This is a genomic window from Jiangella alba, from assembly GCF_900106035.1.
Classification (GTDB): Bacteria; Actinomycetota; Actinomycetes; order Jiangellales; family Jiangellaceae; genus Jiangella; species Jiangella alba.
Genome location: NZ_FNUC01000003.1, coordinates 2,505,161 through 2,530,265, shown reverse-complemented (window position 1 = coordinate 2,530,265; position 25,105 = coordinate 2,505,161). Strand labels below are relative to the sequence as shown.

Genomic DNA, 25,105 nt, shown 5'->3' with positions numbered 1-25,105 from the left:
CCTACGGCAGCAGCCGCAGGATCGGCCGCTCCGGCGACCGCCGCGCCACCTCGACGAACCCCGCCCGGAGGAAGGTGGAGACATAACCCGTGCTGGTGGAGCTGGGCGAGACGGCGCCGTCCAGCGGATACGCCTCGACGGCGGGCGCGCCGGCGTCGCGGGCCAGCGCCACCGCGGCCGCCACGAGCGCCGACGTGACGCCCTGCCGGCGCTGCCCCTTGCGGACGTAGAAGCAGGTGATCGCCCACACGGGGACGTCGTCGACGGCGCGCAGCCGCCAGGGCCGCTCCAGCGCGGGGACGGCGGAGCGCGGCGTCAGCTGGCACCAGCCCACCGTGCGGCCGTCGTCGTCGAGGGCCAGCAGCCCGGGCGGCGGGCCGGCCGCGACGACGGCGCGGAAGTCGTCGCGGTTCTCCGCCGCGGGCCGACGCCGGTACGACGGGCCGAGCCGCCACGCCATGCACCAGCAGCGGGCCGCCGCTCCCCCGCTGCCGGCCAGCAGTTCCTCGAACGCCGGCCACAGCGCGTCGGTCAGCGGCTCGACCCGCACGGGGCTCACCCGAGCGGCGCCGGCTCCGGATAGCGGACGCCCAGCCCGTCCAGGGCCCGCTCCAGGATGGCGGCGATCTCGACGGTGTGCGCCAGCGGCATCTCCGGGCACTCGGTGCGGCCCTCGCGGACCGCCTGGGCGACGGCGCGCAGCATGGGCACGTAGCCGCGGCCCTCCTTCTCCCACTCGAACGTCTGGAGCTCCTCGACGCCGCGGGCGGGCGCGTGCACCAGCCGCATGACGGTGGCCGCGTGGAACCGCGGCGGCACCTCGATGCGTCCCGTGGTGCCCATGACCAGCGCGGATCCGGGGATCGGCGAGATCAGCGACACGTCGAGGTGGGCCCGGACGCCCTCGGGCCAGGTGAGCAGCAGGCCGGCCTCGTTGTCGACGCCCTGCTCGTTCAGCGTGCCGGTGACGGTGAGCGCGGACGGCGCGCCGAGCAGCATCTGCGCGAACGCGACCGGGTAGATGCCGACGTCGAGCAGCACCCCGCCGCCCAGCGCGGGGTCCCACAGCCGGTCGGCGCGGTCGGCCGGGGCGACGAACCCGAGGTCGGCCGACACCGCGCGGACGTCGCCGATGACGCCGTCGGCGACCAGCTGCCGCAAGCGCGTGATGAGCGGGTTGAACCGCGTCCACATGGCCTCCATGCAGAACACGCCGCGTTCGCGCGCCAGCTCGGCCAGCCGGGTGGTGTCGGCCAGCGACGTCGTGAACGCCTTCTCGCACAGCACCGCCTTGCCCGCCTCGAGCGCCAGCTCGACGACCGGCGCGTGCTGGGCGTGCGGGGTGGCGACGTAGACGACGTCGACGGCGGGGTCGTCGACCAGCGCGCGGACGTCGTCGTAGGCGCGGTCGACGCCGAGGTCGCGGGCGAACGCCTCGGCGCGGTCGAGCCGGCGCGAGCTGACCGCGGCCAGCCGGCTGTCCTCCAGCTGCCGCAGGTCGCCGGCGACGTTGTGGGCGATGGCGCCGGTGGCGACGACGCCCCAGCCGATGGGGCGCTGCGAGGAGGTCATGCCCCGAACCCTACGCGGCGCCGATCTCGTATGATCCCCGCGATGTCCTCGTCCGCCCGCACCGTCGCGGCGGCCCTCGCCGGCACCTGGCCGCGTCGCGCCGCCTGGCTGATCCTGGCGGCCGCCGTGCTGGTCACAACGCTGACCGGCGGGCTCGCGGCGGCGCCGGTGCCCGAGCCCGAGCGGGTCGAGGCGGGCGCCGCCGTCGACATCGGGCCGGTGCGGCTGGCGGCGCGGTCGTGGACCATCCGCGACGACATCGCGACCAACGGGCTGGAGTACGCCGAGGCGGACGCCTGGCTGGTCGTCGAGGCCGACGTCACCGCCCTCACCGACGCCACCCTCACGTTCCCGCAGCGCTCGCTGGGGCTGCCGCCGGACCTGCGGGTGGAGGGCGAGCCCGACCGCGTCCTGCTGCTCGCCGACGCGACCCTCTCGCCGGGGCTGCAGCCCGGCCTGCCGGCCCGGGTCGCGCTGCTCTGGCCGCTCGGCGACCTGCCCGACCCCGGCGACGACCTGGACGTGTCGTACCTGCGGTCGCGGCTGTCCGACAGCACCATCGACGCCGGGCGGGTGTGGCGGCCCGACGGCGTGGCGGCGCACACGACGCTCCCCCGCGACGACGCCACCGGCGACGCGCTGGTCGAGGAGGAGTCGTGATGGCGCGGCACCGGCGGGCCCGGCGGCCGTCGCCGGCCGGGCTGGCCGCGATGATCGCGGTCGTGATCGCCGCGGGCGTCGTCGGCGACCGGGCGGACACCTGGTGGCCGCGGACCGGGCCGTTCGTCGACGAGGCGACGGCCGGCGGCCGCGCCGTGGTCGAACCGGTCGAGGTGACGGTGCACGGCGCCCGCGCCGCGACGGTGCTGTCCGACGGGCTGGACGAGAGGGCGAGCGACGGCGTGTGGGTCGCCGTCGACGTCACCGCGGCGGCGCTGGACGAGCCGGCCGCCATCTCCGGCATGGCCCTGCGTGACCGCCGCGGCCGCGAGTTCGCGTCGTCCAACCGGGCCGACAACCCGATGATCGGCAACCCGTTCGACCCGCGGGTCCCCGAGCGGGGCGAGGTCGTCTTCGAGCTGCCGTCCGACGCGCTGGGCCGGCTCACGCTGGTGATCAGCCCCGACGCGCCCGGCCGGGTGGTGCCGCGGGCCGAGGCCGAGGTGGCGCTGCGGATCGACACGGCGGACGACGAGCCGCTGGAGCCGCGCTCGCGCGACCTCGCGGAGGCCACCGGATGAGCCGGGCGTGGTGGCGGCACAACCGGGTCGCGCTTCCGGTCATGGTGGTGGCGCTGGCCGCCCTCGCGTGGCCCGCCTCGGAGACGGCCCGCGACCTGTGGTGGCCGCGCGGCGAGCACGTCGCCGTCTCCCCCGGCGGCGACGGCCGGGCGGTCGTGGGCGAGGTGTCGCTGCGGCTGGCCGAGTTCGGCCGGGCCGGCGACGTGCCCGACGAGCCGCCGCCCGACGGCTTCACCGCCTGGCGCGCGGAGCTGGCCTCCGAGGGCGGCGACGAGCCGCTGAGCTGCACGGTCCAGCTGCAGGACGGCGACGGGAACCGGTACACGGCCGGGTCGCGCTACCTGCCGTCGTACGACGACGAGTCGATCGGCGTGGACTGCGGCGGGCCCGAAGGCGGCGGCGTCGTGTACTTCCTGCTGCCGGACGACGCCGATCCCGGCCTCGTGCGGGTCAGCGCACTGGAACTGCTGCCGGAGTACTGGTCGCTTCCGGTTCCGTGACGGCGGTGGCCGGCAGCCGGCCGACCAGCGCGTCGGCGGCGGCCGCCAGCAGCGCCGCCGAGAGCACCTGCACGAGGATCGTCGAGACCGCCTCCAGCGGCCCGGCCAGCGCCTGCCAGTCGGCCACCGGCGCGGGCCCCACGACCAGCCGGGCGACGCCCCAGACCAGGTGGCCGGTCAGGCCGACGGCGACGTAGGCCCCGCAGAACAGCAGCGCCGACGCCCATCCGGACCGCCAGATCATCGCCAGCCCGGCCACCAGCGGCCCGAACCGGCGCTCGCCGTCGAGGCCCAGGCGCCAGGCCCGGGCGACGTTCTGCTCGCCGACCCGGGCGCTCAGGCCGGCCGTCATGCGCCCGGCCACCGGCGCGACGGCCTCGGCCGGCTGCGTGCCGTACACGATGGTCCCGAACGCGAGCCACGAGATGGGCACCACCAGGCCGGTGAACACGCCCGCCACCAGCAGGTCCGTCGTCGGGACGAGGCCGGCGGCCAGCCGGTCCAGCAGCTCGAACCGGTCGGTCAGCTCCGCCCACCACGTCTCGACGCGGTCCGTCGCGGCCCGGCCGGACCACCAGTCGCGCACCCGCCGGTTCGCGAGCGCGACGACGAAGACGCCGAGCACGATCCAGACGACGTCGCAGTAGCCGGCCAGCACCTGCAGCGCCGTCCGCCGGACGGACGTCTGCGGCCGTCCCCGGGACAGCCGCCCGGCCAGCGACCGCAGCGCCAGCGCGCCGAGCGCCGTCCCCAGCACCGCCGCCGACGCGCCGGCCGGGATGCGGTCGGTGACCTCGCCGGTGGTGGCGGCCAGCTCCGCGGCGTCGTGGGCGGCCTGGTTGTAGTACTCGCGCTGGTCCTCGGCGAACGAGCCGTAGTGCTCGTAGACGACGAGGAACGGGACGATGAGGCTGCCCAGGACCGCGAACACCGTGCGCACCCGTCGGCCGGCCGGCACCGTCGACGGCCGCATGACCAGCAGCATCGCGACGGTGACCAGCATCGAGCCGAGCGGCACGAGGGCCAGCACGAGCAGCCCGAGCACCGCCGAGTGCCGGCCGGCCCACACCGCCGCGTCGAGCGAGTACTCGCGCGCCACCAGCCCGGCCGCCGCCAGCGCGACCAGCGCCGGCCAGGAACGGCGGAGGCGCCGACCCGCGTCGAGCAGGACGGCGCCTCCGCCGGACACGTTTTTCAGTGTCGCAGTGTTCAATGTCGCAGTGTCAGAGGTACTGGCCGGTGTTGGCCACGGTGTCGATGGACCGTCCGGCCTCGGTGCCCTGCTTGCCCGAGATGAGCGTGCGGATGTAGACGATGCGCTCGCCCTTCTTGCCGGAGATGCGGGCCCAGTCGTCGGGGTTCGTCGTGTTCGGGAGGTCCTCGTTCTCCTTGAACTCGTCGAAGCAGGCCGTGAGCAGGTGCTGCACCCGCAGGCCCTTCGCGCCGGTGTCGAGGAGGTCCTTGATCGCCATCTTCTTCGCGCGGTCGACGATGTTCTGGATCATCGCGCCGGAGTTGAAGTCGCGGAAGTACAGGACCTCTTTGTCGCCGTTGGCGTAGGTGACCTCGAGGAAGCGGTTGTCGTCGGTCTCGGAGTACATCTTCTCGACCGACCGCTGGATCATCGCCGCCGTGGTGGCCGCGCGGTCGCCGCCGTGCTCGCCGAGGTCGTCGGGGTGCAGCGGCAGGGTGGTCGTGAGGTACTTGCTGAAGATGTCGCGGGCCGCCTCGGCGTCGGGCCGCTCGATCTTGATCTTCACGTCCAGCCGGCCGGGCCGGAGGATGGCGGGGTCGATCATGTCCTCGCGGTTCGAGGCGCCGATGACGATGACGTTCTCGAGGCTCTCGACGCCGTCGATCTCGCTCAGCAGCTGCGGGACGATGGTGTTCTCGACGTCGGACGAGACGCCCGAGCCGCGGGTGCGGAACAGGGAGTCCATCTCGTCGAAGAACACGATGACCGGCGTGCCCTCGCTGGCCTTCTCGCGGGCCCGCTGGAAGACCAGGCGGATGTGCCGCTCGGTCTCGCCGACGTACTTGTTCAGCAGCTCCGGGCCCTTGATGTTGAGGAAGTACGACTTGTGCTCGGAGATGCCCTTCAGCTTCGCGATCTGCTTGGCCAGCGAGTTCGCGACGGCCTTCGCGATGAGCGTCTTGCCGCATCCGGGCGGGCCGTACAGCAGCACGCCCTTCGGCGGGCGCAGCTCGTGCTCGCGGAACAGCTCCGCGTGCAGGAACGGCAGCTCGACGGCGTCGCGGATCTGGTCGATCTGCCGGGACAGGCCGCCGATGTCGGAGTAGTCGATGTCGGGGACCTCTTCGAGGATGAGCTCCTCGACCTCGGACTTCGGGATGCGTTCGTAGACGAACCCGGCGCGCGGCTCGAGCAGCAGGGAGTCGCCGACCCGCAGGCCGGAGTCCTGCAGCGGCGAGGCGATGCGGACGACCTTCTCCTCGTCGGTGTGCCCGATGACCAGCGCGCGCTCGCCGTCGGCGAGCAGCTCCTTGAGCATGACGACCTCGCCGACGCGCTCGTACTCGAGCGCGCGGACGACGTTGAGGGCCTCGTTGAGCATGACCTCCTGGCCGGGCCGGAGCTCGGTCAGCTCGACGTCGGGGCTGACGGCGACCCGCAGCTTGCGGCCACCGGTGAAGACGTCGACCGTGCCGTCGTCGTACTTGGACAGGTACGTGCCGAACCCGGACGGAGGCTGCGCCAGCCGGTCGATCTCCTCCTTGAGCGCCACGATCTGGTCGCGGGCCTCGCGCAGTGTGGCCGCGAGCCGCTCGTTCTGGGCGTTCACGGACGCCAGTCGTGCCTCGAGGAAAGCCACCTCGCCGGCCATGTCGGACGGCTCGCGCCCGGGCCCGCGACGGCCTTGATCGAAGCCATCGTCGTACGACGCCATCTCGCACCTCCTCGGAAGGGGGTCGTCTATAGCCAGACCTTACAGTCGCCCGGCCCGAACGCCATGCAGGAGATCAGCTAGTGACCAGATGTTGACTTTCGGTCCCGGCGAACGTGGAAATCTCTTTACCTCAACTAGCTCGCCGGCGTGGTGGTTCCGCCGTCATTGCCGGGTGCCGGGCGCCGGCGACGGGGTGGCGGGACGACCCCGGGGGCCATGCGGCGGGCCGTGACGAGGAAGCCGGTGTGGCCGATCATCCGGTGGTCGGGGCGCACCGCCAGGCCCTCGACGTGCCAGGTGCGCACCATGGACTCCCAGGACACCGGCTCGGTGAACCGCTGGCTCTCGCGGATGGTCTCGACCGTGCGCGACAGCTGCGTGGTGGTGGCGACGTAGCAGCACAGCACGCCGCCCGGCACGAGCACGCCCGCCGCGGCGTCGACGCACTCCCAGGGCGCCAGCATGTCGAGCACGACGCGGTCGGCCTCGGTGTCGTCGAGGGACTCGACGAGGTCGCCGACGGTGAGCCGCCAGGCCGGGTGCTCGGCGCCGAAGAACCGCTCGACGTTCTCGGCGGCGATCTTCGCGAAGTCGGCCCGCCGTTCGTAGGAGTGCACCGCGCCGTGCTCGCCGACCGCCCGCAGCAGCGACATCGTCAGTGCGCCGGAGCCCACCCCGGCCTCGACCACGCGCGCGCCCGGGAAGACGTCGGCCATGGCCACGATCTGGCCCGCGTCCTTCGGGTACACGACCGCCGCGCCGCGCGGCATGGACAGCACGTAGTCGGACAGCAGCGGCCGCAGCGCGAGGTAGGCCGTGCCGCCGGTCGAGACGACGACGGAGCCCTCGGGCTGGCCGATCAGCTGGTCGTGCTGGAACGATCCCTTGTGGGTGTGGAACTCCTTGCCGTCCTGCAGGGTGATGGTGTGGTGCCGGCCCTTGGGATCGGTGAGCTGCACGTGGTCGCCGACCCGGAAGGGCCCGGTGCGGCGAGACGTTTCGGTCGCGGACATGCGGTCGAGGCTATCCGCCGGGTCCGACAGGCCGGCGCGTGGATCAGCGTGCCGCGAGCGCGTGGTCGACGTCGGACGTCACCAGCACGCCGTACACCCGGCCCTCGCCGTCGACCACCAGGTACTCGGTGGCCGGCAGCTCGCGCATGGCCTTGAGCAGGTCGTCGCCGCGGACGTCCAGCGGCAGGATGAGCCCCTTCTGCAGCGAGCGCGACTGCTGCCCGATGGTCACCCACGGGCGGCGCTGCTCGGGGATGGCCGCCACCGAGCTCTCGCTGACGATGCCCGTGGGGCGCCCGGCGCTGTCGACGATGACCAGCGACGTGACGTTCGCCTCGCGGGCCTGCCGCATGGCCTCGGACACCGGGAGGTCGGGCGCGACCGGCGCGGCGCGGCGGGCCAGCGTACGGGTGTCGAGCCGCGGCAGCCGGGCCCGCATGCGCCCGACCGCCAGCGCCTGCGTGGCGCCGCTCCACAGCAGCGCCGCGACCAGCCCGGCCCAGATGATGACGGAGACCGGCGGCGTGGCGCCGTTCAGCGCGAACGGCATGACCAGCACGAGGCCGGCCAGCACCTGGCCGCTGCGCGCCGCCACGACGGTGCCGCGGTGCTCGTCGCCGCTGACCTTCCAGACCGCCGCGCGCAGCATGTGCCCGCCGTCGAGCGGCAGGCCCGGCAGCACGTTGAACACGCCGACCAGCAGGTTGGCGATCGCCAGCATCCAGACCAGGAACCCGGGCACGCCGTCGTCGATGCTCTGGTAGGCGAGCAGGCCGAGCCCGCCGAGGGCCAGCGACAGCAACGGGCCGGCGGCGGAGACGACGAGGTCGCGCCCCGGCGTGGGCGCGTCGCGCTCGATCTCGGTGTGGCCGCCGAGGAAGTGCAGGGTGACGCCGCGCACCGGCAGCCCCAGCCGGCGCGCCGTCAGGGCGTGGCCCAGCTCGTGCACGAACACGGAGAGGTACAGCAGCACGGCGAACAGGAACGCGAGCGCGTACGCCTCGCCGCCGGTCAGCTCGGGCAGCTCGCGGAGCACGACGTCGCGGCCCCAGAAGGTGATGATGGCGGCCACCAGGAACCACGTCGGGCTGACGTACACCGGGATGCCCGCGATGCGCCCGAGGCTCAGCTGCCGACCACGACCGGTTGCCATTCTCCAAGGCTACGTGGCGGACACGGCGGCGTGTGCGGCCCGGCGCTGTCGGAGGGGTGATCTACAGTCACGAATATGACGATGCGCACGCACACCGCTCCCGGGGACGACCCCGGGGCCGAGCGCGTGCCCAGCCTGTCGCCGTCGCGCGCCGCCGACTTCATGACCTGCCCGCTGCTCTACCGGTTCCGCACCATCGACCGGCTGCCCGAGCCGCCCAGCTCCGAGGCCACCCGCGGCACCGTCGTGCACAGCGTGCTCGAGCGGCTGTACGAGCTGCCGTCCGGCGAGCGCACACCCGGCCGCGCCACCGAGCTGGTCCGGCCCGCGTGGGACGAGCTGATGGCGGCCGAGCCGGCGGTGGCCGAGCTGTTCGCCGACGACGAGGACGGGTCGGCGCTCGCCGAGTGGCTGGCCAGCGCCGAGGCCCTCGTCGAGCGCTACTTCACGCTGGAAGACCCCACCCGGCTCGAACCGGTGGAGCGCGAGCTGTACGTCGAGACGACGCTCGACTCCGGCCTGCGCCTGCGCGGCTACGTCGACCGCCTCGACCGCGCCGAGGCCACCGGCGACCTCCGCGTCGTCGACTACAAGACGGGCAAGGCGCCGCGGGCCGGGTTCGAGCAGCGGGCCATGTTCCAGATGCGGTTCTACGCACTGGTGCTGTGGCGGCTGCACGGCCGGGTGCCGCGGCTGCTGCAGCTCATCTACCTCGGCAGCGGCGAGCTGCTGCGCTACGAGCCCGACGAAGCCGACCTGCGGGCCACGGAGCGCAAGCTGGCGGCGCTGTGGGCGGCCATCGAGCGGGCCACCCAGTCCGGCGACTGGCGGGCCAGCCCCAGCCGGCTGTGCGACTGGTGCTCGCATCAGGCGCTGTGCCCGGCCTACGGCGGCACCCCGCCGCCGCTCCCCGAGACCGTCGCCTCCTCGCCCGACGACGACGAGGCCCCCTCGCCCCGCACCTCCCCCGTCGACGCCTGATCGACCAGCCGGGGCGCCAGCGAACGGTCAGTCGCCCGGGGTGGCCCAGGGGTCGACCGGCACGTGGCCGACGGCCCGGCCGGACGGGTCGAGCAGGCGGCCCATCCGCTTGGCCGTCCGCAACGCGATCGACCGGTCCAGCACCCGCAGCTCCGGCACCCGCTCCGCCAGGGCGGCCTCCAGCCGCTGGAGGTCGGCGAGCGAGCGCAGCCACACCCCGAGCAGCAGGTTGGCCGCGCCGCCCGTCACCGACTCCGCCGCCCGCGCCTCCGGCAGGCCGGCCAGCCGCCGGGCGACGTCGTCGACCTGATCGGGCGGGACCTGGGCCCACAGCATGGCGGTGACCGGCCAGCCGGTCAGCGGCTGGGCCACGTCGCAGCGGACCACGAGATCGCCGGCGAACGCGGCGGCCAGCCGGCGCCGGGCGGTCACGCGGCTGACGCCGAGGCGCTCGGCCAGCTCGGACGCGCCCAGCCGGGCGTCGGCCGACAGCAGCCGGAGCAGCGCGCGGTACTCGGCGCTCCCCCGGTCCGGCCCGCGCGCCGGCCTGCCCCGCGCACCGGCACCGGCCGCCGCCAGCCGCACCTGCTGCGACGGCGACAGCGCCCGCAGCCGCCACCGGCTGCCGGACAGGAACGAGCGGATCCCGACCGTCGTCCGCACGGCCCGCACGCCGGGCATCGCGGGCAGCCCGGTCAGCAGGAACTCGGCGAGGTCGGCCAGCTCCGGCACCAGCACGGTCAGCAGCAGGTCGCGGTCGCCCGTGACATGCTCCAACGTCACCACCCGCGGGTCGCGCACCAGCGCCGCGACGACGTCACCGGACCGCGCGCCGCCGCAGGTGACCTCGACGAACGCGAAGGTCAGGCCGTCCAGCGACGGGTGCAGCGCGAACCACGCCGCGCCGGACCCGGACAGCCGCGCCCACCGCCGCGCCACCGTCACCGGGTCGGCGCCGAGGACCGGGCCGAGCCGCTGCCACGGCGCCCGCGGGGCCAGCTGGACGGCGTGCAGCAGCGCGAGATCGTCGTCGTCGAGAGTATCCATTTCCGTCCCTCCGCAGGGCGGCAGCATCCATATCCTGCACGATCGGAGCCGTGAGCGGCCGAGGACCGAGGATCACGCGCATGACGACCACGACCGCCGACCCGTTCCGCTGGCTCGAGGCCGACGACGCCGACGTGCTCGCGTGGCAGCGCGCGCAGGCGGCGGCCGCCGCCGAGACCGTCGGCGCCTGGCCGCACCTGAACGTGCTGGCCGGGCTGCTCGGCCGGCTCGGCGGCGGCCCGCCGCCGGTGCTGCCGGTCCCCGCCGCCGGCCGCTGGTTCCGGGCCGAGGGCGCCGACCTGATCGCGAGCACCGAACCGCTCGGCCCGGGCGACACCGTGGCCCGGCTGCCGGCCGGCGAGCGGGCCGCGTGGCTGGCGCCGTCGCCGGACGGGACGGTGCTGGCGGTCGGCATCGGGCAGGGCGGCGGCGAGGAGAACGCGATCCGACTGCTCGACACCGGGTCGGGCGAGCCGCTCGGCCACGGCCCGGACCGGCTGCTGTTCGACGCGCTGCTGGGCGGCGTGAGCTGGCTGCCGGACTCGTCGGGGTTCCACTACCTCGGCATGACCGCGCCGGTGGACCGGTTCGAGCAGGCGATCTTCCGCTACGACCTGCGGTCGCGGACCGAGCATGCGGAGCCGATCCCGCGGCCGTCGCCCGACTACACGCTGGTGCAGGCCGGCGACGGCCGGTGGACGGTGGCGGCGCACGGGCTGCTGACGCCGCTGCCGGTGGCCGTCCATGACCGCGCCGACCCCGACGGCGGCTGGCGGCCGTTCCTGACCTCCGTGCCCGGCGTCGACGGGCCGCTGGTCGCCGGCTACCCGATCGGCGACGAGTACGTGGCGTGGACCGACGTCGGCGCGCCGCGCGGGCGGGTGGTCGCGATCCGGTTCGACGCCGACGATCCCGGCGATCCGTCCGCCTGGCGGGAGCTGCTGCCCGAGGGCGACGGCGTCATCGTCGCGCTGCTGCGTACGCGGGCGGCGCTCTACACCGTCGAGCTGGTCGACGGGCGGTGGTCGCGGGTGCGCGAGCTGGACGGCGCCGGCGGCCGGGTGCTGCCGCTGCCGCCGCGGGTGTCGGTGCGGACGGGCGTGGCGGCGCTGCACGCGCTGGCCCGGCCGGGCAGCGCACCGGAGCTGCTGCTGCCGTCGTCGTCGCCGAGCCGGTCGTGGACGGTGTCCGGCTGGCGACCGGGCGACCAGGTCCCGCGGCTGCTGGCCGACGCGACCACCGGGCTCCCCGGTGCGGTGGTCGAGGAGCGGCAGGCGGTGGGCGCGGACGGCACGCTGATCCCGTACACCTGCCTCTACCGGCCGGACGAGCGCGGGCAGCGGCCGCGGCCGACGCTGATCACGGCGTACGGCGGCTTCTACCGAGCGCTGACGCCGGAGTGGTCGGACGACGCGGCGGCGGTGGCGGCGTCCGGCGGGCTGCACGTGTGGGCGCACACGCGCGGTGGCGGCGATCTGGGGCGGGAGTGGTGGGAGGGTGGCCGGCGGGGGCGCAAGCAGACGGTGCTCGACGACCTGCACGCGGTGGCCGCCGACCTCGTCGCCACCGGCCGCGCCGACCCGTCCCGCCTCGCCGTCGTCGGCCGCTCGCACGGCGGCTGGCTGGCCGGCGCAGCGGCCGTCACCCGCCCGGACGTCTGGCGCGCGGCGGTGCCGCTGGTGCCCGCGCTGGACCTGGTCACCGACCTGCGGACGCCGTACGGGAAGTACGTCACCGAGCTGGACTGGCCGGACGGCGACGCCGAGGAGCACGTCGCCGCGCTGTCGCCGTACCACCTGATCCGCCCCGGCAGCTACCCCGCCGTCTACCTCGCCGCCGGCGACCGCGACCCGCGCTGCCCCGCCTGGCACGCGCGCAAGTTCGCGGCCCGGCTGCAGGAGGCGCAACAGGGGCCGGGCGCCGTGCTGCTGCGGGTGCGCGAGAACGCCGGCCACGGCCTGACGTCCAGCGCCGCCGAGCGCCGGCGCGACGCGGCGGAGTGGCTGGGGTTCGTCTTCGCCGAACTGGGCCTGGTGCCGCCGGCCGCGCCCTGACGGTGAGTCCCCGGGTCATCCTGCCGGTGGAGGCCAGAGCTCGCCGTCGAGGACGAGCCGGGGACGGGGGCGGGCGGCCTACCGTTGATCGTGTGACGACGGCGCGCGCCAAGTTCTTCCCCCGCATCGAGCCGTGGCTGCTGGACGCGTCCATCACGTTCGTCCTGGCCGTCACGGGCGTGGTCGCGCTGTTCGTGTACACCGATCCCAACGGCATCGAGTACGCCGAGGCCGACGCGCTGGGGGTCGCGTTGGTGCTGGTCATCACGGTGCCGCTGATCGTCCGGCGACAGCACCCGGTCATCGTCGGGCTGGGCACGGCCGTCGCGACGCTGCCGTTCCTCGCCGTCGACTACGCCATGCCGACGGCGGCGCTCGTGCTGCTGATCGCCGTCTACAGCGCCGCCAACTACGCCGGGCTGGGCGCGTCGGTGCTGGTCCTCGTCGTGCAGAGCGCGGTCTCCGTCGGCTACACGCTGGTCAGCGCCGACCGCCACGCCGACCAGCAGACCATGGACACCGGGGCGGGCCTGACCATCAGCGCACTGGTCATCCTCGGCGTCTGGGGCCTCGGCCGGGGCATGCGCAACCGCCGCCTCTACACCGCCGAGCTGGAAGACCGCGCCCGCCGCCTCGAACGGGCCAACGACGTCGAGGTGCGGGCCGCCATCACCGAAGAGCGCTCGCGCATCGCCCGCGAGCTGCACGACGTCGTCGCGCACCACGTGTCTGTCATGACGGTGCAGGCGGCCGGCGCCCGCCGCGCCCTGCACCGCGACGTCGACCGCACGGCGGTCGCGCTGGAGGCCATCGAGGAGATCGGCCGGTCCGCGCTGGCCGAGATGCGCCGCGTCGTCGGCGTCCTGCGCACCCCCGACGGCGACGACCGCGGCGCCCGGCCGGCCACGCTGGCGCCGCAGCCGGGCCTCGGCGACCTCGACCTGCTGGTCGAGCAGGTGCGCGACGCCGGGCTGCCGGTCGACGTGACGGTCGACGGCGAGCCGCGGGCCGTGCCGGTGGGCGTCGACCTCGCCGCGTTCCGCGTCATCCAGGAGGCGTTGACGAACACCATCAAGCACGCCGGCCCGTCCACCGCGGCGGTCCTCGTGCGCTATCTGCCGGCCGAGGTGCACGTGGAGATCAGCGACGACGGCCGCGGCGTGGCGGCGTCGCTGGACGGGCGCCGGCCCGGGCACGGCCTGCTGGGCATGCGCGAACGGGTGGCCCTCTATGGTGGAACCCTCGCGGCCGGCCCACGCCGCGGCGGCGGCTACGAGGTGCGGGCGAAGATCCCGTACGACAGTAACGGAGCGATGTCACGATGACGGCCCAGCCCATCCGGGTGCTGCTGGTGGACGACCAGCCGCTGCTGCGCACCGGTTTCCGCATGATCCTCGAGGCCGAGTCCGACATCGCCGTGGTCGGCGAGTCGGGCGACGGCGAGCAGGCGGTGGCCGACGCGCGGGCGCTGCAGCCCGACGTCGTGCTGATGGACATCCGCATGCCGCGCGTCGACGGCGTGCAGGCGACCCGCCAGATCACCGGCGCCGCCCGCGAGACCACGCCGCGCGTCCTGGTGCTCACCACCTTCGACCTCGACGAGTACGTCGTCGAGGCGCTGCGGGCCGGGGCCAGCGGCTTCCTGCTCAAGGACGTGCCGGCCGAGGATCTCGTGACGGCCATCCGCACGGTGTCGCGCGGCGACGCCGTCGTGGCGCCGAGCATCACGCGGCGGCTGCTCGACATGTTCGCCAGCCGCTTCCCGGCCACCGACTCCCCTACGCCGGCGAACCTGCAGCACCTCACCGACCGCGAGCGCGAGGTGCTCACGCTGGTGGCGCGCGGCTACTCCAACGCCGAGATCGCCGCCGAGCTGGTGGTGTCCGAGACCACGGTGAAGACCCACGTCGGCAACGTGCTGACCAAGCTGAGCCTGCGCGACCGCGTCCAGGCCGCCGTCTACGCCTACGAGAGCGGCCTCGTCCAGCCCGGCGCCCTGTAGCCCGACGCCAGCGCGGCGCCCCGGAGACCGGTCGTACGCCCGCAGGACGGCCCGGCGGGCCGTCCTACTCCTCACGGCGGAGCCCGCAGACCGTGCCGTTCGCCGATCATCGTGGCCGTCCGGGCCTCTAGCGTGGAACACGATCCACGATCCAGCTGACGAGGAGCGTACCGGTGACGACGGAACCCAGCTCGCCGCGCACGGCGGCCCGCGCCGTTGACCTGACGAAGATCTATGGCAAGGACGACACCCGCGTGGTGGCGCTGGGCGGTGTGACGGTGGAGTTCACCGCCGGCCGGTTCACCGCCATCATGGGCCCGTCCGGCTCCGGCAAGTCCACGCTCATGCACTGCATGGCCGCGCTGGACTCGTCGACGTCGGGCCAGGTGTACATCGGCGACACCGAGCTGAGCGGACTGAACGACAAGGAGCTGACCAAGCTCCGCCGCGACAAGATCGGCTTCGTGTTCCAGGCCTTCAACCTGATCCCGACGCTGACGGCCAAGGAGAACATCACACTGCCGCTCGACATCGCCGGCAGCTCCATCGACAAGGAGTGGTTCGACAACGTCATCGCGACGGTCGGCCTGGCCGACCGGCTCGGGCACAAGCCGAACCAGCTCTCCGGCGGGCAGCAGCAGCGCGTGGCCTGCGCGCGGGCGCTGGTCAGCAAGCCCGAGATCATCTTCGCCGACGAGCCCACCGGCAACCTCGACTCCCGGTCCGGCACCGAGGTGCTGTCGTTCCTGCGCCGCTCGGTCCGCGAGTTCGGCCAGACCATCGTCATGGTCACCCACGACCCCAACGCCGCCGCCTACTCCGACCGCGTCCTGTTCCTCGCCGACGGCCAGATCGTCGACGAGATGGCCGACCCGACGGCCGAGAAGGTGCTCGAGCGCATGAAGGGCTTCGACGCCGTGGGACAGCAGGCATGATCCGCGCGACCCTCAAGAGCCTGGCCGCGCGCAAGCTGCGGCTGGCCATGAGCGCGTTCGCCATCGTGCTGGGCGTGGCGTTCGTGGCCGGGTCGTACGTGTTCACCGACACCATCGACCGCACCTTCGACGACATCTTCGGCGGCCTGTCCTCCGACGTCGTCGTGCGGCCCGACCTCCCGGGCGAGGCCGACCTGTTCACCGGCTTCGCCACCGGCACCACCACGACCATCCCGGCCGGCCTGGTCGACGAGGTGGCCGACCTCCCCGGCGTCGAGCGGGCCGACGGCGAGGTCGAGAACCAGAGCTTCTTCGTCCTCGACTCCGACGGCGACCTCATGACCACGCAGGGCGCCCCCGGCATCGCCGTCAACTGGCACGACGGCCCCACGGCCGACGGCGCTCCGGTGCTCGAGCTGGTCGACGGCGAGCTGCCGTCCGGCCCGGGCGAGGTCGCGCTCGACGACCGCACGTTCGACGACTCCGGCTACCAGATCGGCGACGACGTCCAGTTCGTCGGCACCGGCGACGACCCGCGGGTCACGGCCGAACTGGTCGGCGTCGTCCGGTTCGGCGAGTCCGGCAGCCTGGCCGGCGCCAGCCTGTCGGTGTTCGAGACCGGCTACGCCCAGCAGCTGTTCCTCGACGGCGACGACGCCTTCAGCCGCATCTCGGTGACGGCCGCCGACGGCACCAGCGCCGAGGAGGTCCGCGACGAGATCAGCGCCATCCTGCCGGGCGACTTCGAGGCCCTCACCGGCGCCGACGTCGACGAGGAGACCGCGTCGGCCATCGAGGAGGGGCTCGGCTTCTTCAACACCTTCCTGCTGGTGTTCGCCGCCATCGCGCTGTTCGTCGGCGTGTTCCTCATCCTCAACACGTTCTCCATCCTGGTGGCGCAGCGCTCCCAGGAGATGGCGCTGTACCGCGCGCTCGGCGCCGGCCGGCGCCAGGTCACGCGGTCGGTGCTGCTCGAGGCGTTCGTCGTCGGCGTCGTCGGCTCGACCCTCGGGCTGCTGCTCGGCCTCGGTGTCGCGCAGCTGCTCAAGACGGTGTTCGGGGCGTTCGGGCTGGAGCTGGCCGGCGGCCTGGTGCTGCAGCCGCGCACCGTCGTCATCTCCTACGTCGTCGGCATCGTGGTCACCATGGTGGCCGCGTACGTCCCGGCGCGGCGGGCGTCGAAGGTCCCGCCCATCGCGGCCATGCGCGACGACGTCGCCACTACCGAGTCCGGCCGCAAGGTGCACCTGTGGGTCGGCGGCGCGCTGACGCTGCTCGGCGCGGCGGCCATGGCCACCGGCCTGTTCGCCGACGTGAACGACGCGGCGCTCATGGTGGGCGCCGGCATCTTCGCGGTGTTCATCGGCGTGGCGCTGCTGGCGCCGGTGCTGGCCACGCCGGTGTTGCGGGTCGTGGCCGGCTGGTACCCAAAGGCGTTCGGCACCGTCGGCCGGCTGGCCCGCGAGAACGCGCTGCGCAACCCGCGCCGCACGGCGGCCACGGCGTCGGCGCTGATGATCGGCATGGCGCTGGTCACGGCCATCTCCATCGTCGGCGCGTCGGCCAACGCGACGGTCGACAAGGCCCTCGACGACGGCGTCCGCGCCCAGTTCGTCGTCTCCAACGCGGTCGGGCAGCCGTTCTCGCCCGGCATCGCCGAGGAGGTGGCCCAGGTCGACGGCGTCGACGAGGTGGTGTCGCTGCGGATGTCCGGCGGCCTCGTCGACGGCGACCAGACGTTCCTGCAGTCGTTCGACCCGGTCGCGTACAGCCGGGCGGCCGACCTCGAGATGGTCGCGGGCACCGACGAGCTCGGTCCCGGCCAGTTCCTCATCGGCGAGGACCAGGCCGAGTCGAAGGGGCTGTCCGTCGGCGACACCGTCCGGCTGCAGCTGCCCGGCTCCGACGGGGAGATCGAGCTGGCCGGCATCTACGCGCAGTCGCCGCTGCTGGCCGGCGGCGTGGTGGTCAGCCAGCAGACGCTGGCCGACGGCGCGGTGCCGTCGCTCGACTCCCTGCTGTACGTCATCGCCGACGACGGCGCCGACCTCGGCACCGTCCACGAGAGCCTCGAGGCGGCCACCGCTGACGTCCCGACGGTCACCGTCCAGGACCAGGAGGAGTACAAGCAGCAGTCCCGCGACCAGGTCAACCAGCTGCTGTTCCTGGTGTACGCGCTGCTCGGGCTGGCGGTGCTGATCGCCGTCCTCGGCATCGTCAACACGCTGGCGCTGTCGGTCATGGAGCGCACCCGCGAGGTGGGGCTGCTGCGGGCGGTCGGCCTGAGCCGGCGCCAGTTGCGGCGCACCATCCGGCTCGAGTCCATCGCCATCGCCGTTCTCGGCGCCGTCCTCGGTGTCGCGCTCGGCCTGCTGTTCGGGGTGTCGCTGCAACGCGCCATCGCCGACGACGGGCTCGAGGTGCTCTCCATCCCGGGCGGTCAGCTCATCGTGTTCGTCGTGCTCGCCGCGATCGTCGGCGTCCTGGCCGCCGTCTGGCCGGCCCGCCGCGCCGCCAAGCTCGACGTGCTGCGCGCCATCACGACGGAGTAGGACGCGGGCGGCGGGGTTGCCCGGGTACACCGGCAGCCCCGCCGCCTTTGCAATGAGCACCTTGACGCACCACCGCGCGGTGGTGCGTCAAGGTGCTCATTGCAAAGGGGGAACGGACCTCAGGCCGCGGGGTCCGGCGCGTGCTCCGGGTCGGGCTCGACGACGGCGGCGGCGTCGGGGCGGATGCGGCCCGCCGCGATGTCCTCGGCCCAGTGGCAGGCCACCGTGTGCGCCTCCGGGTGCCCGGTGACCGTCCGCAGCACCGGCCGCTCGTCGGCGCAGCGGGTGGGCTGGCGGAACGGGCAGCGGGTGTGGAACCGGCAGCCGGCCGGCGGGTGGGCTGGCGAGGGCAGGTCGCCCTGGAGCAGGATGCGCTGCCGGGTGTCCTCGACCTCGGGGTCCGGGATCGGCACCGCCGACATCAGCGCCTTCGTGTACGGGTGCAGCGGCGTCGCGTACAGGTCGTCCGACGGCGCCTGCTCGACCAGCCCGCCCAGATACATGACGGCGACGACGTCGGCGATGTGCCGGACGACGGCGAGGTCGTGCGCGATGACGAGGTAGGTGAGGCCGAGGCGGTCCTGCAGCTCCTCCAGCAGGTTCACCACCTGCGCCTGGATCGACACGTCCAACGCGGACACCGGCTCGTCGGCGACGATGAGCTGCGGCTCCAGCGCGATGGCCCGGGCGATGCCGATGCGCTGGCGCTGGCCGCCGGAGAACTCGTGCGGGTACCGGTTCGCCGCCGACGCGGGCAGCCCGACGACGTCGAGCAGCTCGCGCACCCGGGCCGTGTGGTCGCCGCCGATGCCGTGGGCCCGCAGCGGCTCGGTCAACACCGACTGGACGTTCTGCCGCGGGTCGAGGCTGGCCATCGGGTCCTGGAAGACCATCTGCAGCTGACGGCGCATGCGGCGCAGCTCCTCGCCGGCCAGCGTCCGCAGGTCGGTGCCGTCGAACGTGACGGTGCCGGCGGTCGGCTCGACCAGCCGCAGGATGGCCCGGCCGAGCGTGGACTTGCCGCAGCCGGACTCCCCCACCAGGCCGACGGTCGCGCCCCGCGGGATGTCGAGGTCGACGCCGTCGACGGCCTTGACCGAGCCGATCTGCCGCTCGACGATGATGCCGGACCTGATCGGGAAGTGGACCTCGAGCCCCCGGATGGAGAGCAGGGAGTCGTCGCTCATGCGGACACCTCCTCGGACTCGGTGAGCGGGTTCAGGCAGCGCAGCGACCGGCCGGCGTACGCCTCCAACGGCGGCGGGCCGTCGGTACAGGCGTCGACGCGGTTCTGGCAGCGCGGCGCGAACGCGCAGCCGCGGTCCCAGCGCAGCACGTCCGTCGGCGAGCCCGGGATCGGGTGCAGCGGGGAGCCGCGGGGCGCGTCGAGCCGGGGCACCGACCCGAGCAGCCCGCCGGTGTAGGGGTGCCGCGGCCGCGCGAACAGCTCGCGCCGTCCCGCCGACTCGACCACCCGGCCGGAGTACATGACGTGGACGGTGTCGCACAGCCCGGCGACGATGCCGAGGTCGTGCGTGATCATCACCAGCGCGGCGCCGGTGTCCTGCACCAGCTCCTTGAGCAGCTCGATGATCTGCGCCTGGATGGTGACGTCGAGCGCCGTCGTCGGCTCGTCGGCGATCAGCAGCCGCGGCTGGCAGGCCAGCGCCATCGCGATCAGCGCGCGCTGGCGCATGCCGCCGGAGAGCTGGTGCGGGTACTCCTTCAGCCGGCGGTCCGGGTCCGGGATGCCGACGCGGGCCAGCAGATCCGCGGCCGCCGCGCGCGCCTTCTCGCCGCGCAGGTCCTGGTGCCGTTCCAGCACCTCGGTGACCTGCACGCCGATCGGCACCACCGGGTTGAGCGACGACATCGGGTCCTGGAACACCATGGCGACGTCGCGGCCGCGGATGTCGCGCATGCGGTCGCGCGGCAACGTCAGCAGGTCGTCGCCGTCGAACAGCACCTGGCCGCCGACGCGCACGCCGCGGCGCGGCAGCAGCCCCATGACCGCCAGCGACGTCACCGACTTGCCGCTGCCCGACTCGCCCACCAGGCTGACGGTCTCGCCCGGCCGGACGGTGAACGAGACGCCGTCGACGGCACGGACCGTCGGCCCGCCCTTGCGGGTGAAGGTGACCGACAGGTCGCGGACGTCGAGCAGGGGTTCGGAACTGGTCACACTCACCGCCGGTACTTCGGGTCGATGGCCTCGCGCAGCCGTTCGCCGAGCATGGTGAAGCCCAGTGCGGCGATGACGATCGCGATGCCGGGGAAGAACGCCAGGTGCGGCGCGGAGGCCAGGTAGCGCTGGGTGTCGGCGAGCATGCGGCCCCACTCAGGGACGCGCGGGTCGGCGCTGCCCAGGCCCAGGAACGACAGCCCGGCGGCCTCGATGATCGCCGTCGCCAGCGTCAGCGTCGCCTGGACGATGACCGGCGAGATCGAGTTCGGCAGGATGTGCCCGAACACGATCGGCCGCCGCCGCACCCCGATCGACACCGCGGCCAGCACGTAGTCGGAGCCGCGCTGGGCCAGCATCTGCCCGCGCAGCAGCCGGGCGAACACCGGCACGTTGATGATGGCGATGGCGATCATCACCGACCAGAAGCTGGCACCCAGCAGCGCGGCGATGGCGATGGCCATCAACAGGCCGGGGATGGACAGCATGATGTCGACGATCCGCATGATGACGGCGTCCACCTTGCCGCCGAACGCGCCCGCGAGCGTGCCCAGGATCAGGCCGCCGAGCATGCCGAACAGCGTCGCCACGACGCCGACCAGCAGCGACTGCCGGGCCCCGTAGACGACGCGGCTGAACTCGTCGCGGCCGGACGCGTCCAGTCCGAACCAGTGGTCGGCGGACGGGCCGGGGATGTTCGTCGGCGTGATCATGCCGCGGCCCGGCTGGGCGTCCGGCGCGTACGGCGCGATCAGCGGCGCCAGGATCGCGACCAGGATGAAGAACCCGATCAGGCCGAACCCGACCAGGGCGACGGGGTCGCGGCGCAGCCGCTTCCACGCCTCCTTCCGGAGGTTGCCGCCGGCCTGCTCGACCTGCTCGGACTCGGCGGTCGCTTCGATCTCGGACAGGCTCATGCGCTCACCTCACCCGCACTCGTGGGTCGATCAGCCCGTACGAGACGTCGACGAGCAGGTTCACGACGACGTACATCGCCGCGATCACCAGGATGAACCCCTGCAGGACGGCGTAGTCGCGCACGGTGATCGCCTCGTAGATGAATCGGCCGACGCCGTCGAAGGCGAACACCGTCTCGGTGAGAATCGCACCGGAGAACAGCAGCCCGGCCGACAGCCCGATGACGGTGACCACCGGCAGCAGCGCGTTGCGCAGCACGTGCCGGCGGGTGATCGTCCGCTCGTACAGGCCCTTCGCCTCGGCCGTGCGCACGTAGTCCTCGTGCACGACGTCGAGCACGCTGGCCCGGGTGATGCGGACGATGATGGCCAGCGGGATGGCGCCCAGCGCGATGGCCGGCAGCACCAGGTGCATGATCGCGTCCCAGCTGGCCTCGAGATTTCCTGTGAGAATGCCGTCGAGCACGTACAAGCCGGTGGGATGGTCCGCGTCGATGCGCGGATCGTCCCGGCCCTGGGTCGGGAACCAGCCCAGCTTGACGCTGAACACGTACTTGAGGATGTAGGCCAGGAAGAACACCGGCACCGCGACACCCAGCAGCGAGCCCGACACCGACAGGTTGTCCAGCCAGCTGCCGTACTTCTTCGCCGCGAAGTAGCCCAGCGGAACGCCGACGCCGACAGCGAAGATCAGCGCGGCCGTCGCCAGTTCGAAGGTGGCCGGGAAGGTCCGCATCATCTCCTCGGTCACCGGCCGGTTGGTGTTGGCGCTGTTGCCGAAGTCGAGCCGCACCGCGGCGGAGACGAACTTCCAGTACTGGACGTACCAGGGCTCGTTGAGCCCGTAGAGCTCCTCGATGCGGGCGACGGAGTCGGCGGTCGCGCGCTCCCCCAGGAGGGCCTGGGCCGGCCCTCCCGGGAGCGCGCGCAACCACACGAACAGCAGCAACGACAGCCCGAGCAGGATCGGGACGAGCAGCAGGAGCCGCCGGACGACGAACTTGAGCATCTGGTCAGTCGACCGTGACCGTCGCGAAGCTCTCGTTCGACAACGGGTCGGGCACGAAGCCGTCGACGCCCTCACGGAAGGCGATGGCCGGCTCACTGTGGACGTAGGGGATGCCAGGCACGAAGTCCATGATCATCCGGTTGGCCTCCTGGTACAGCGCGGCGCGCGCGTCCTGGTCGGTCTCCTGCTCGGCCTCGTCGAGCTTCGCGAAGATCTCCGGGTTGTCGAAGCTGCCGAACTGCGGGTTGACGTCCTGGAAGAACGTGCCGATGAAGTTGTCCGGGTCGCCGAAGTCGCCGTTCCAGCCGAGCAGGAACATCGGCGTGCCGCCGGTCTGGGTGGCGTCCAGGTAGTCCGGGTTCCACGGCGCGGTGTGCGGCTCGATGGTGAAGCCGACCGCCTCCAGGTCCGCCGCCATCAGCTCCCAGTTGGCCTGGGCGTTCGGCATGTACGGGCGGGTGACGTCGGTCGGGTACCAGAACGGCAGCGTGAGGTTCGTGACGCCGGACTGCGCGATCAGGTCGCGCGCCTTGTCCGGGTCGTAGTCGTAGGTCGTGACGTCGTCGGCCCAGCCGAACAGCTCCGGCGGCATGAACTGCGTGGCCCGGACCGCACCCTCGGGGTAGTTGGTCCGGATGATGTTGTCGAAGTCGATCGCGTGCGCGATGGCCTGCCGGATCTGCAGGTTGTCGAACGGCGGGACGTTCTGCTGGAAGCCGAGGTAGGCGACGTTGAACGCCGGGCGGCGCAGGATCTGGAAGCCGCCGGACTCGAGCAGGTCGACATCGGCCGGGTCGACCAGGTCGTAGCCGTCGATCTCGCCGTTCTCCAGCGCCTGCCGGCGGGCCGGGCCGTCGGGGATGACGGTGAAGATCAGCTCGTCGACCTGCGCCGGCTCCTCCCAGTAGTCGTCGTACTTGGTCAGCCGCACCTCGGAGCCGCGCTCCCACGACTCGAACTGGAACGGGCCGGTGCCGATCGGGTGCTCGTAGCCGAACGTGCCGTCGAAGGACGGCGCCTCGCCGGTGCCGCTGACGGCGTCGGCCTCGAACTCCTGCAGCGCGGCCGGGCTGGCGATGGTGAACGCGGGCATGGCCAGGGCGGACAGGAACGCCGACGACGGACGCGACAGCGTGATGACCGCGGTGCGCTCGTCGCTGGCCTCGCAGCCGGTGTAGAGGCTCTCCCCCATGGCGGGGTCCTCGTTGGCGGCGAAGCCGCCCATCACGGTGCCCCAGTAGTAGGAGACCGCGGGGCTCTGCAGGACGCCGGTGAAGTTGTACCAGCGCTCGAAGTTGAAGCAGACGGCCTCGGCGTCCAGCGCCTCGCCGTCGTGGAACGTCACGCCCTCACGCAACGTGAAGGTCCAGGTCAGACCGTCTTCGCTGGCTTCCCACGACTCGGCCAGGGCCGGCTCGATCTCGGTGCCGCCCTCCTCGCTGCGGACCAGGCCCTCGAACACCTGGTTGATCACCCGAGTCGACTCGCCGTCGCTGACCAGCGCGCCGTCCATGATGACGGGATCGGCCGAGCCGGCGAACACGAGCGTGCCGCCGTCGCCACCGCCCTCAGCGGAGCCTTCGTCGTCGTCTCCGCCACAGGCCGTGAGTCCAAGGGCCAGGGTACCGGCCACGGCTCCCGCGGCCAGCCTGCGGTTCAGGCTCATGCCACGCATGTCACACCTCACACAGCTCGACTGCCGGGCGGTGTTCCCGACCGGTTGGCCTGTGACAGTACTTCGTGTGGGTGTGATGGACAGTCACCGAGTTGTCAGGAAGACATCGCGATTTCGCAACATTCCTTCGAAATAAACCATGCGAAATGACAGTGTGACATTACACCGGATCAAGCCTCGATTCCTCGAACAAGGCGAGCAGGTCAGCGGCCCGCACGCCGTCGAGGGAGTCGATGACGACGAGGCCCGGCTCGGGCACCGCCGCGACGGCGTTCGGCACCGACAGCACCAGAGCCCCGGCCGCCAGCCCGGCGGCCGCGCCACGCGGCGAGTCCTCGACCACGACGCACCCGGCCGGGTCGACGCCGAGCTCGCGCGCCGCCGTCAGGTACGGCTCGGGGTGCGGCTTGCCGTTGGTGACCTCGTCGCCGGTGACGACCGAGCCGAACAGCCCGCCGGGCAGCTGGGAGACGACGGCCTCGGTCAGGCTCCGGTACGACATGGTCACCAGCGCCTGCGGCACGCCGAGCGTCCGCAGCTCGGTGAGCAGCTCGTACACCCCCGGCTGCCAGGTGACGCCCTGGCGGACGCCGGTCAGCACCTCGCCGAGCATGTGCTCGACGATCTGCTCCGGCGTCATCGGGATGGTGCCGGCGTCGCGGATGTAGGCGGCCGCTTCCAGCAGGTCGCTGCCGACCAGGGCCAGGCTGTCGGCGTGGGTCCAGGTGCCGCCGTGGCGGCGTACCAGGGCCTCCTCGGCGCCCATCCACAGCGGTTCGGTGTCGACGATGGTGCCGTCCATGTCCCACAGGACGGCGGCAGGCAGAGGCGAAGTCACGTACTCCATGGTCCCATGCCCCGATCCGCGCGCTTCGCTTGACTGACGGCGGCAGGGCAGGAAACGTGGGCGGGGCACGAAGCACCGAAGACCGGGCGCCGACAATCGCCCCAACGGAGGTCCATCGTCATGCTCACACTCACCCAGAACGCCGCCGCGGTCATCCGCAACATCGAGGCCCGCGACGACATGCCCGCCGGGACCGGCATGCGCATCGCCAGCAATCCCGACGGCGGGCTCGACCTCGAGCTGCGGCCCTCGCCGGAGCTCGGCGACCAGATCCTCGACGACGCCGGCGCGCTGCTGTTCCTCGACGAGGGCGCGGCCGCCATGCTCGACGACAAGGCGCTCGACGCCTCGGTCGACCCCGAGGGCTCGGTGCGGTTCGCCGTCACCGAGCAGACCGGCCGGCCCGAGGACAACGGCATGCCGCACTGACGGCGCCGGCCAGGGTGTGTCTCCCGGGTCTCGGCCGTGGCGAGCGGCGTCCAGGTGGATGCCTCGCAAGGCCGAGGAAGGAGCCAT

23 protein-coding genes are annotated in these 25,105 nt (G+C 73.1%); 10 read left to right on the top strand and 13 right to left on the bottom strand.

The genetic code is table 11. The features are described 5' to 3' along the window. Position 1 precedes the first annotated feature (1 nt). The gene (locus tag BLV02_RS14125) at positions 2-550 is read right to left on the bottom strand and encodes a GNAT family N-acetyltransferase (RefSeq protein WP_069113366.1); all 549 of its coding nucleotides are present in this window, start codon (positions 548-550) and stop codon (positions 2-4) included. A 5-nt stretch (positions 551-555) separates the two neighbouring features. Next, on the bottom strand, positions 556-1,572 hold the full coding sequence (locus tag BLV02_RS14120) for a Gfo/Idh/MocA family protein (RefSeq protein ID WP_069113367.1): 1,017 nt from the start codon (positions 1,570-1,572) through the stop codon (positions 556-558). A gap of 42 nt (positions 1,573-1,614) precedes the next feature. On the opposite strand from BLV02_RS14120, the gene BLV02_RS14115 reads away from it, so the two are divergent. The 3 genes from BLV02_RS14115 to BLV02_RS14105 are packed head-to-tail and all read left to right on the top strand — an operon-like array spanning position 1,615 to position 3,313. Beyond that, positions 1,615-2,232, top strand: coding sequence for a hypothetical protein (locus BLV02_RS14115; protein ID WP_141711729.1), 618 nt, complete (start codon positions 1,615-1,617; stop codon positions 2,230-2,232). Beyond that, the gene (locus BLV02_RS14110) at positions 2,232-2,813 is read left to right on the top strand and encodes a hypothetical protein (protein ID WP_069113369.1); all 582 of its coding nucleotides are present in this window, start codon (positions 2,232-2,234) and stop codon (positions 2,811-2,813) included. The genes BLV02_RS14115 and BLV02_RS14110 overlap by 1 nt, the downstream gene beginning before the upstream one ends. Next, positions 2,810-3,313 carry a hypothetical protein gene (locus BLV02_RS14105; protein ID WP_069113370.1) on the top strand — a complete coding sequence of 168 codons (504 nt, stop codon included), beginning with the start codon at positions 2,810-2,812 and terminating at the stop codon, positions 3,311-3,313. Before BLV02_RS14110 ends, BLV02_RS14105 begins: the two co-directional genes overlap by 4 nt. Here the strand turns inward: BLV02_RS14105 and BLV02_RS14100 are convergent. From BLV02_RS14100 to BLV02_RS14085, 4 genes are all read right to left on the bottom strand, one after another. After that, positions 3,264-4,502 carry a hypothetical protein gene (locus BLV02_RS14100; protein ID WP_069113371.1) on the bottom strand — a complete coding sequence of 413 codons (1,239 nt, stop codon included), beginning with the start codon at positions 4,500-4,502 and terminating at the stop codon, positions 3,264-3,266. The genes BLV02_RS14105 and BLV02_RS14100 overlap by 50 nt on opposite strands. A gap of 34 nt (positions 4,503-4,536) precedes the next feature. Further along, positions 4,537-6,222 carry a proteasome ATPase gene (gene arc / locus BLV02_RS14095; RefSeq protein ID WP_069113372.1) on the bottom strand — a complete coding sequence of 562 codons (1,686 nt, stop codon included), beginning with the start codon at positions 6,220-6,222 and terminating at the stop codon, positions 4,537-4,539. A 134-nt stretch (positions 6,223-6,356) separates the two neighbouring features. Beyond that, positions 6,357-7,235 (bottom strand): tRNA (adenine-N1)-methyltransferase, encoded by an 879-nt coding sequence (locus BLV02_RS14090; RefSeq protein WP_069113373.1) that lies wholly within the window; start codon positions 7,233-7,235, stop codon positions 6,357-6,359. Between the two features lie 43 nt (positions 7,236-7,278). Next, positions 7,279-8,388 (bottom strand): site-2 protease family protein, encoded by a 1,110-nt coding sequence (locus BLV02_RS14085; RefSeq protein WP_069113374.1) that lies wholly within the window; start codon positions 8,386-8,388, stop codon positions 7,279-7,281. A gap of 81 nt (positions 8,389-8,469) precedes the next feature. Between BLV02_RS14085 and BLV02_RS14080 the strand changes: the two genes are divergently transcribed. Next, positions 8,470-9,369 carry a RecB family exonuclease gene (locus BLV02_RS14080; protein ID WP_069113568.1) on the top strand — a complete coding sequence of 300 codons (900 nt, stop codon included), beginning with the start codon at positions 8,470-8,472 and terminating at the stop codon, positions 9,367-9,369. A 27-nt stretch (positions 9,370-9,396) separates the two neighbouring features. On the opposite strand, the gene BLV02_RS14075 is transcribed toward BLV02_RS14080, so the two are convergent. Then, a complete protein-coding gene (locus BLV02_RS14075; protein ID WP_171906822.1) occupies positions 9,397-10,416 on the bottom strand; it encodes an Lrp/AsnC family transcriptional regulator in 1,020 nt (339 codons plus the stop codon). Between the two features lie 80 nt (positions 10,417-10,496). Between BLV02_RS14075 and BLV02_RS14070 the strand changes: the two genes are divergently transcribed. From BLV02_RS14070 to BLV02_RS14050, 5 genes are all read left to right on the top strand, one after another. Further along, positions 10,497-12,470: a prolyl oligopeptidase family serine peptidase gene (locus BLV02_RS14070; protein ID WP_069113376.1), complete on the top strand. Its 1,974-nt coding sequence runs from the start codon at positions 10,497-10,499 to the stop codon at positions 12,468-12,470. 92 nt (positions 12,471-12,562) lie between these two features. Further along, the gene (locus BLV02_RS14065; protein ID WP_069113377.1) at positions 12,563-13,795 is read left to right on the top strand and encodes a sensor histidine kinase; all 1,233 of its coding nucleotides are present in this window, start codon (positions 12,563-12,565) and stop codon (positions 13,793-13,795) included. Further along, on the top strand, positions 13,792-14,472 hold the full coding sequence (locus BLV02_RS14060; RefSeq protein ID WP_069113378.1) for a response regulator: 681 nt from the start codon (positions 13,792-13,794) through the stop codon (positions 14,470-14,472). Before BLV02_RS14065 ends, BLV02_RS14060 begins: the two co-directional genes overlap by 4 nt. 173 nt (positions 14,473-14,645) lie before the next feature. Beyond that, a complete protein-coding gene (locus BLV02_RS14055) occupies positions 14,646-15,407 on the top strand; it encodes an ABC transporter ATP-binding protein (protein ID WP_069113379.1) in 762 nt (253 codons plus the stop codon). Continuing rightward, positions 15,404-17,959, top strand: coding sequence for an ABC transporter permease (locus tag BLV02_RS14050; protein ID WP_069113380.1), 2,556 nt, complete (start codon positions 15,404-15,406; stop codon positions 17,957-17,959). Before BLV02_RS14055 ends, BLV02_RS14050 begins: the two co-directional genes overlap by 4 nt. 119 nt (positions 17,960-18,078) lie before the next feature. On the opposite strand, the gene BLV02_RS14045 is transcribed toward BLV02_RS14050, so the two are convergent. The 6 genes from BLV02_RS14045 to BLV02_RS14020 form a co-directional block, all read right to left on the bottom strand. Beyond that, complete coding sequence (locus BLV02_RS14045) at positions 18,079-19,146, bottom strand: ABC transporter ATP-binding protein (RefSeq protein ID WP_069113381.1); 1,068 nt, start codon at positions 19,144-19,146, stop codon at positions 18,079-18,081. Then, entirely contained in the window at positions 19,143-20,147 is a 1,005-nt protein-coding gene (locus tag BLV02_RS14040) for an ABC transporter ATP-binding protein (RefSeq protein WP_245737728.1), read from the bottom strand. The genes BLV02_RS14045 and BLV02_RS14040 overlap by 4 nt, the downstream gene beginning before the upstream one ends. After that, the gene (locus BLV02_RS14035; RefSeq protein ID WP_069113382.1) at positions 20,144-21,058 is read right to left on the bottom strand and encodes an ABC transporter permease; all 915 of its coding nucleotides are present in this window, start codon (positions 21,056-21,058) and stop codon (positions 20,144-20,146) included. Before BLV02_RS14035 ends, BLV02_RS14040 begins: the two co-directional genes overlap by 4 nt. A 4-nt stretch (positions 21,059-21,062) precedes the next feature. Beyond that, positions 21,063-22,067: an ABC transporter permease gene (locus BLV02_RS14030; protein WP_069113383.1), complete on the bottom strand. Its 1,005-nt coding sequence runs from the start codon at positions 22,065-22,067 to the stop codon at positions 21,063-21,065. 4 nt (positions 22,068-22,071) lie between these two features. Next, positions 22,072-23,733: an ABC transporter substrate-binding protein gene (locus tag BLV02_RS14025; RefSeq protein ID WP_069113384.1), complete on the bottom strand. Its 1,662-nt coding sequence runs from the start codon at positions 23,731-23,733 to the stop codon at positions 22,072-22,074. Between the two features lie 169 nt (positions 23,734-23,902). Further along, a complete protein-coding gene (locus BLV02_RS14020; RefSeq protein WP_216094409.1) occupies positions 23,903-24,580 on the bottom strand; it encodes an HAD family hydrolase in 678 nt (225 codons plus the stop codon). A 129-nt stretch (positions 24,581-24,709) separates the two neighbouring features. Here BLV02_RS14020 and BLV02_RS14015 point away from each other — a divergent pair, with 129 nt between their 5' ends. Further along, the gene (locus BLV02_RS14015; RefSeq protein ID WP_069113386.1) at positions 24,710-25,018 is read left to right on the top strand and encodes a hypothetical protein; all 309 of its coding nucleotides are present in this window, start codon (positions 24,710-24,712) and stop codon (positions 25,016-25,018) included. The last annotated feature ends 87 nt before the right edge of the window (positions 25,019-25,105 follow it).

Bases quoted from the DNA above. Each gene is read 5' to 3' on its own strand.
- arc (WP_069113372.1), bottom strand. From the start codon at position 6,222: ATGGCGTCGTACGACGATGGCTTCGATCAAGGCCGTCGCGGGCCCGGG.
- BLV02_RS14045 (WP_069113381.1), bottom strand. From the start codon at position 19,146: ATGAGCGACGACTCCCTGCTCTCCATCCGGGGGCTCGAGGTCCACTTC.
- BLV02_RS14035 (WP_069113382.1), bottom strand. From the start codon at position 21,058: ATGAGCCTGTCCGAGATCGAAGCGACCGCCGAGTCCGAGCAGGTCGAG.
- BLV02_RS14115 (WP_141711729.1), top strand. From the start codon at position 1,615: ATGTCCTCGTCCGCCCGCACCGTCGCGGCGGCCCTCGCCGGCACCTGG.
- BLV02_RS14110 (WP_069113369.1), top strand. From the start codon at position 2,232: ATGGCGCGGCACCGGCGGGCCCGGCGGCCGTCGCCGGCCGGGCTGGCC.
- BLV02_RS14060 (WP_069113378.1), top strand. From the start codon at position 13,792: ATGACGGCCCAGCCCATCCGGGTGCTGCTGGTGGACGACCAGCCGCTG.
- BLV02_RS14015 (WP_069113386.1), top strand. From the start codon at position 24,710: ATGCTCACACTCACCCAGAACGCCGCCGCGGTCATCCGCAACATCGAG.
- BLV02_RS14120 (WP_069113367.1), bottom strand. From the start codon at position 1,572: ATGACCTCCTCGCAGCGCCCCATCGGCTGGGGCGTCGTCGCCACCGGC.
- BLV02_RS14075 (WP_171906822.1), bottom strand. From the start codon at position 10,416: ATGGATACTCTCGACGACGACGATCTCGCGCTGCTGCACGCCGTCCAG.
- BLV02_RS14050 (WP_069113380.1), top strand. From the start codon at position 15,404: ATGATCCGCGCGACCCTCAAGAGCCTGGCCGCGCGCAAGCTGCGGCTG.
- BLV02_RS14085 (WP_069113374.1), bottom strand. From the start codon at position 8,388: ATGGCAACCGGTCGTGGTCGGCAGCTGAGCCTCGGGCGCATCGCGGGC.
- BLV02_RS14025 (WP_069113384.1), bottom strand. From the start codon at position 23,733: ATGAGCCTGAACCGCAGGCTGGCCGCGGGAGCCGTGGCCGGTACCCTG.
- BLV02_RS14070 (WP_069113376.1), top strand. From the start codon at position 10,497: ATGACGACCACGACCGCCGACCCGTTCCGCTGGCTCGAGGCCGACGAC.
- BLV02_RS14105 (WP_069113370.1), top strand. From the start codon at position 2,810: ATGAGCCGGGCGTGGTGGCGGCACAACCGGGTCGCGCTTCCGGTCATG.
- BLV02_RS14080 (WP_069113568.1), top strand. From the start codon at position 8,470: ATGCGCACGCACACCGCTCCCGGGGACGACCCCGGGGCCGAGCGCGTG.
- BLV02_RS14030 (WP_069113383.1), bottom strand. From the start codon at position 22,067: ATGCTCAAGTTCGTCGTCCGGCGGCTCCTGCTGCTCGTCCCGATCCTG.
- BLV02_RS14090 (WP_069113373.1), bottom strand. From the start codon at position 7,235: ATGTCCGCGACCGAAACGTCTCGCCGCACCGGGCCCTTCCGGGTCGGC.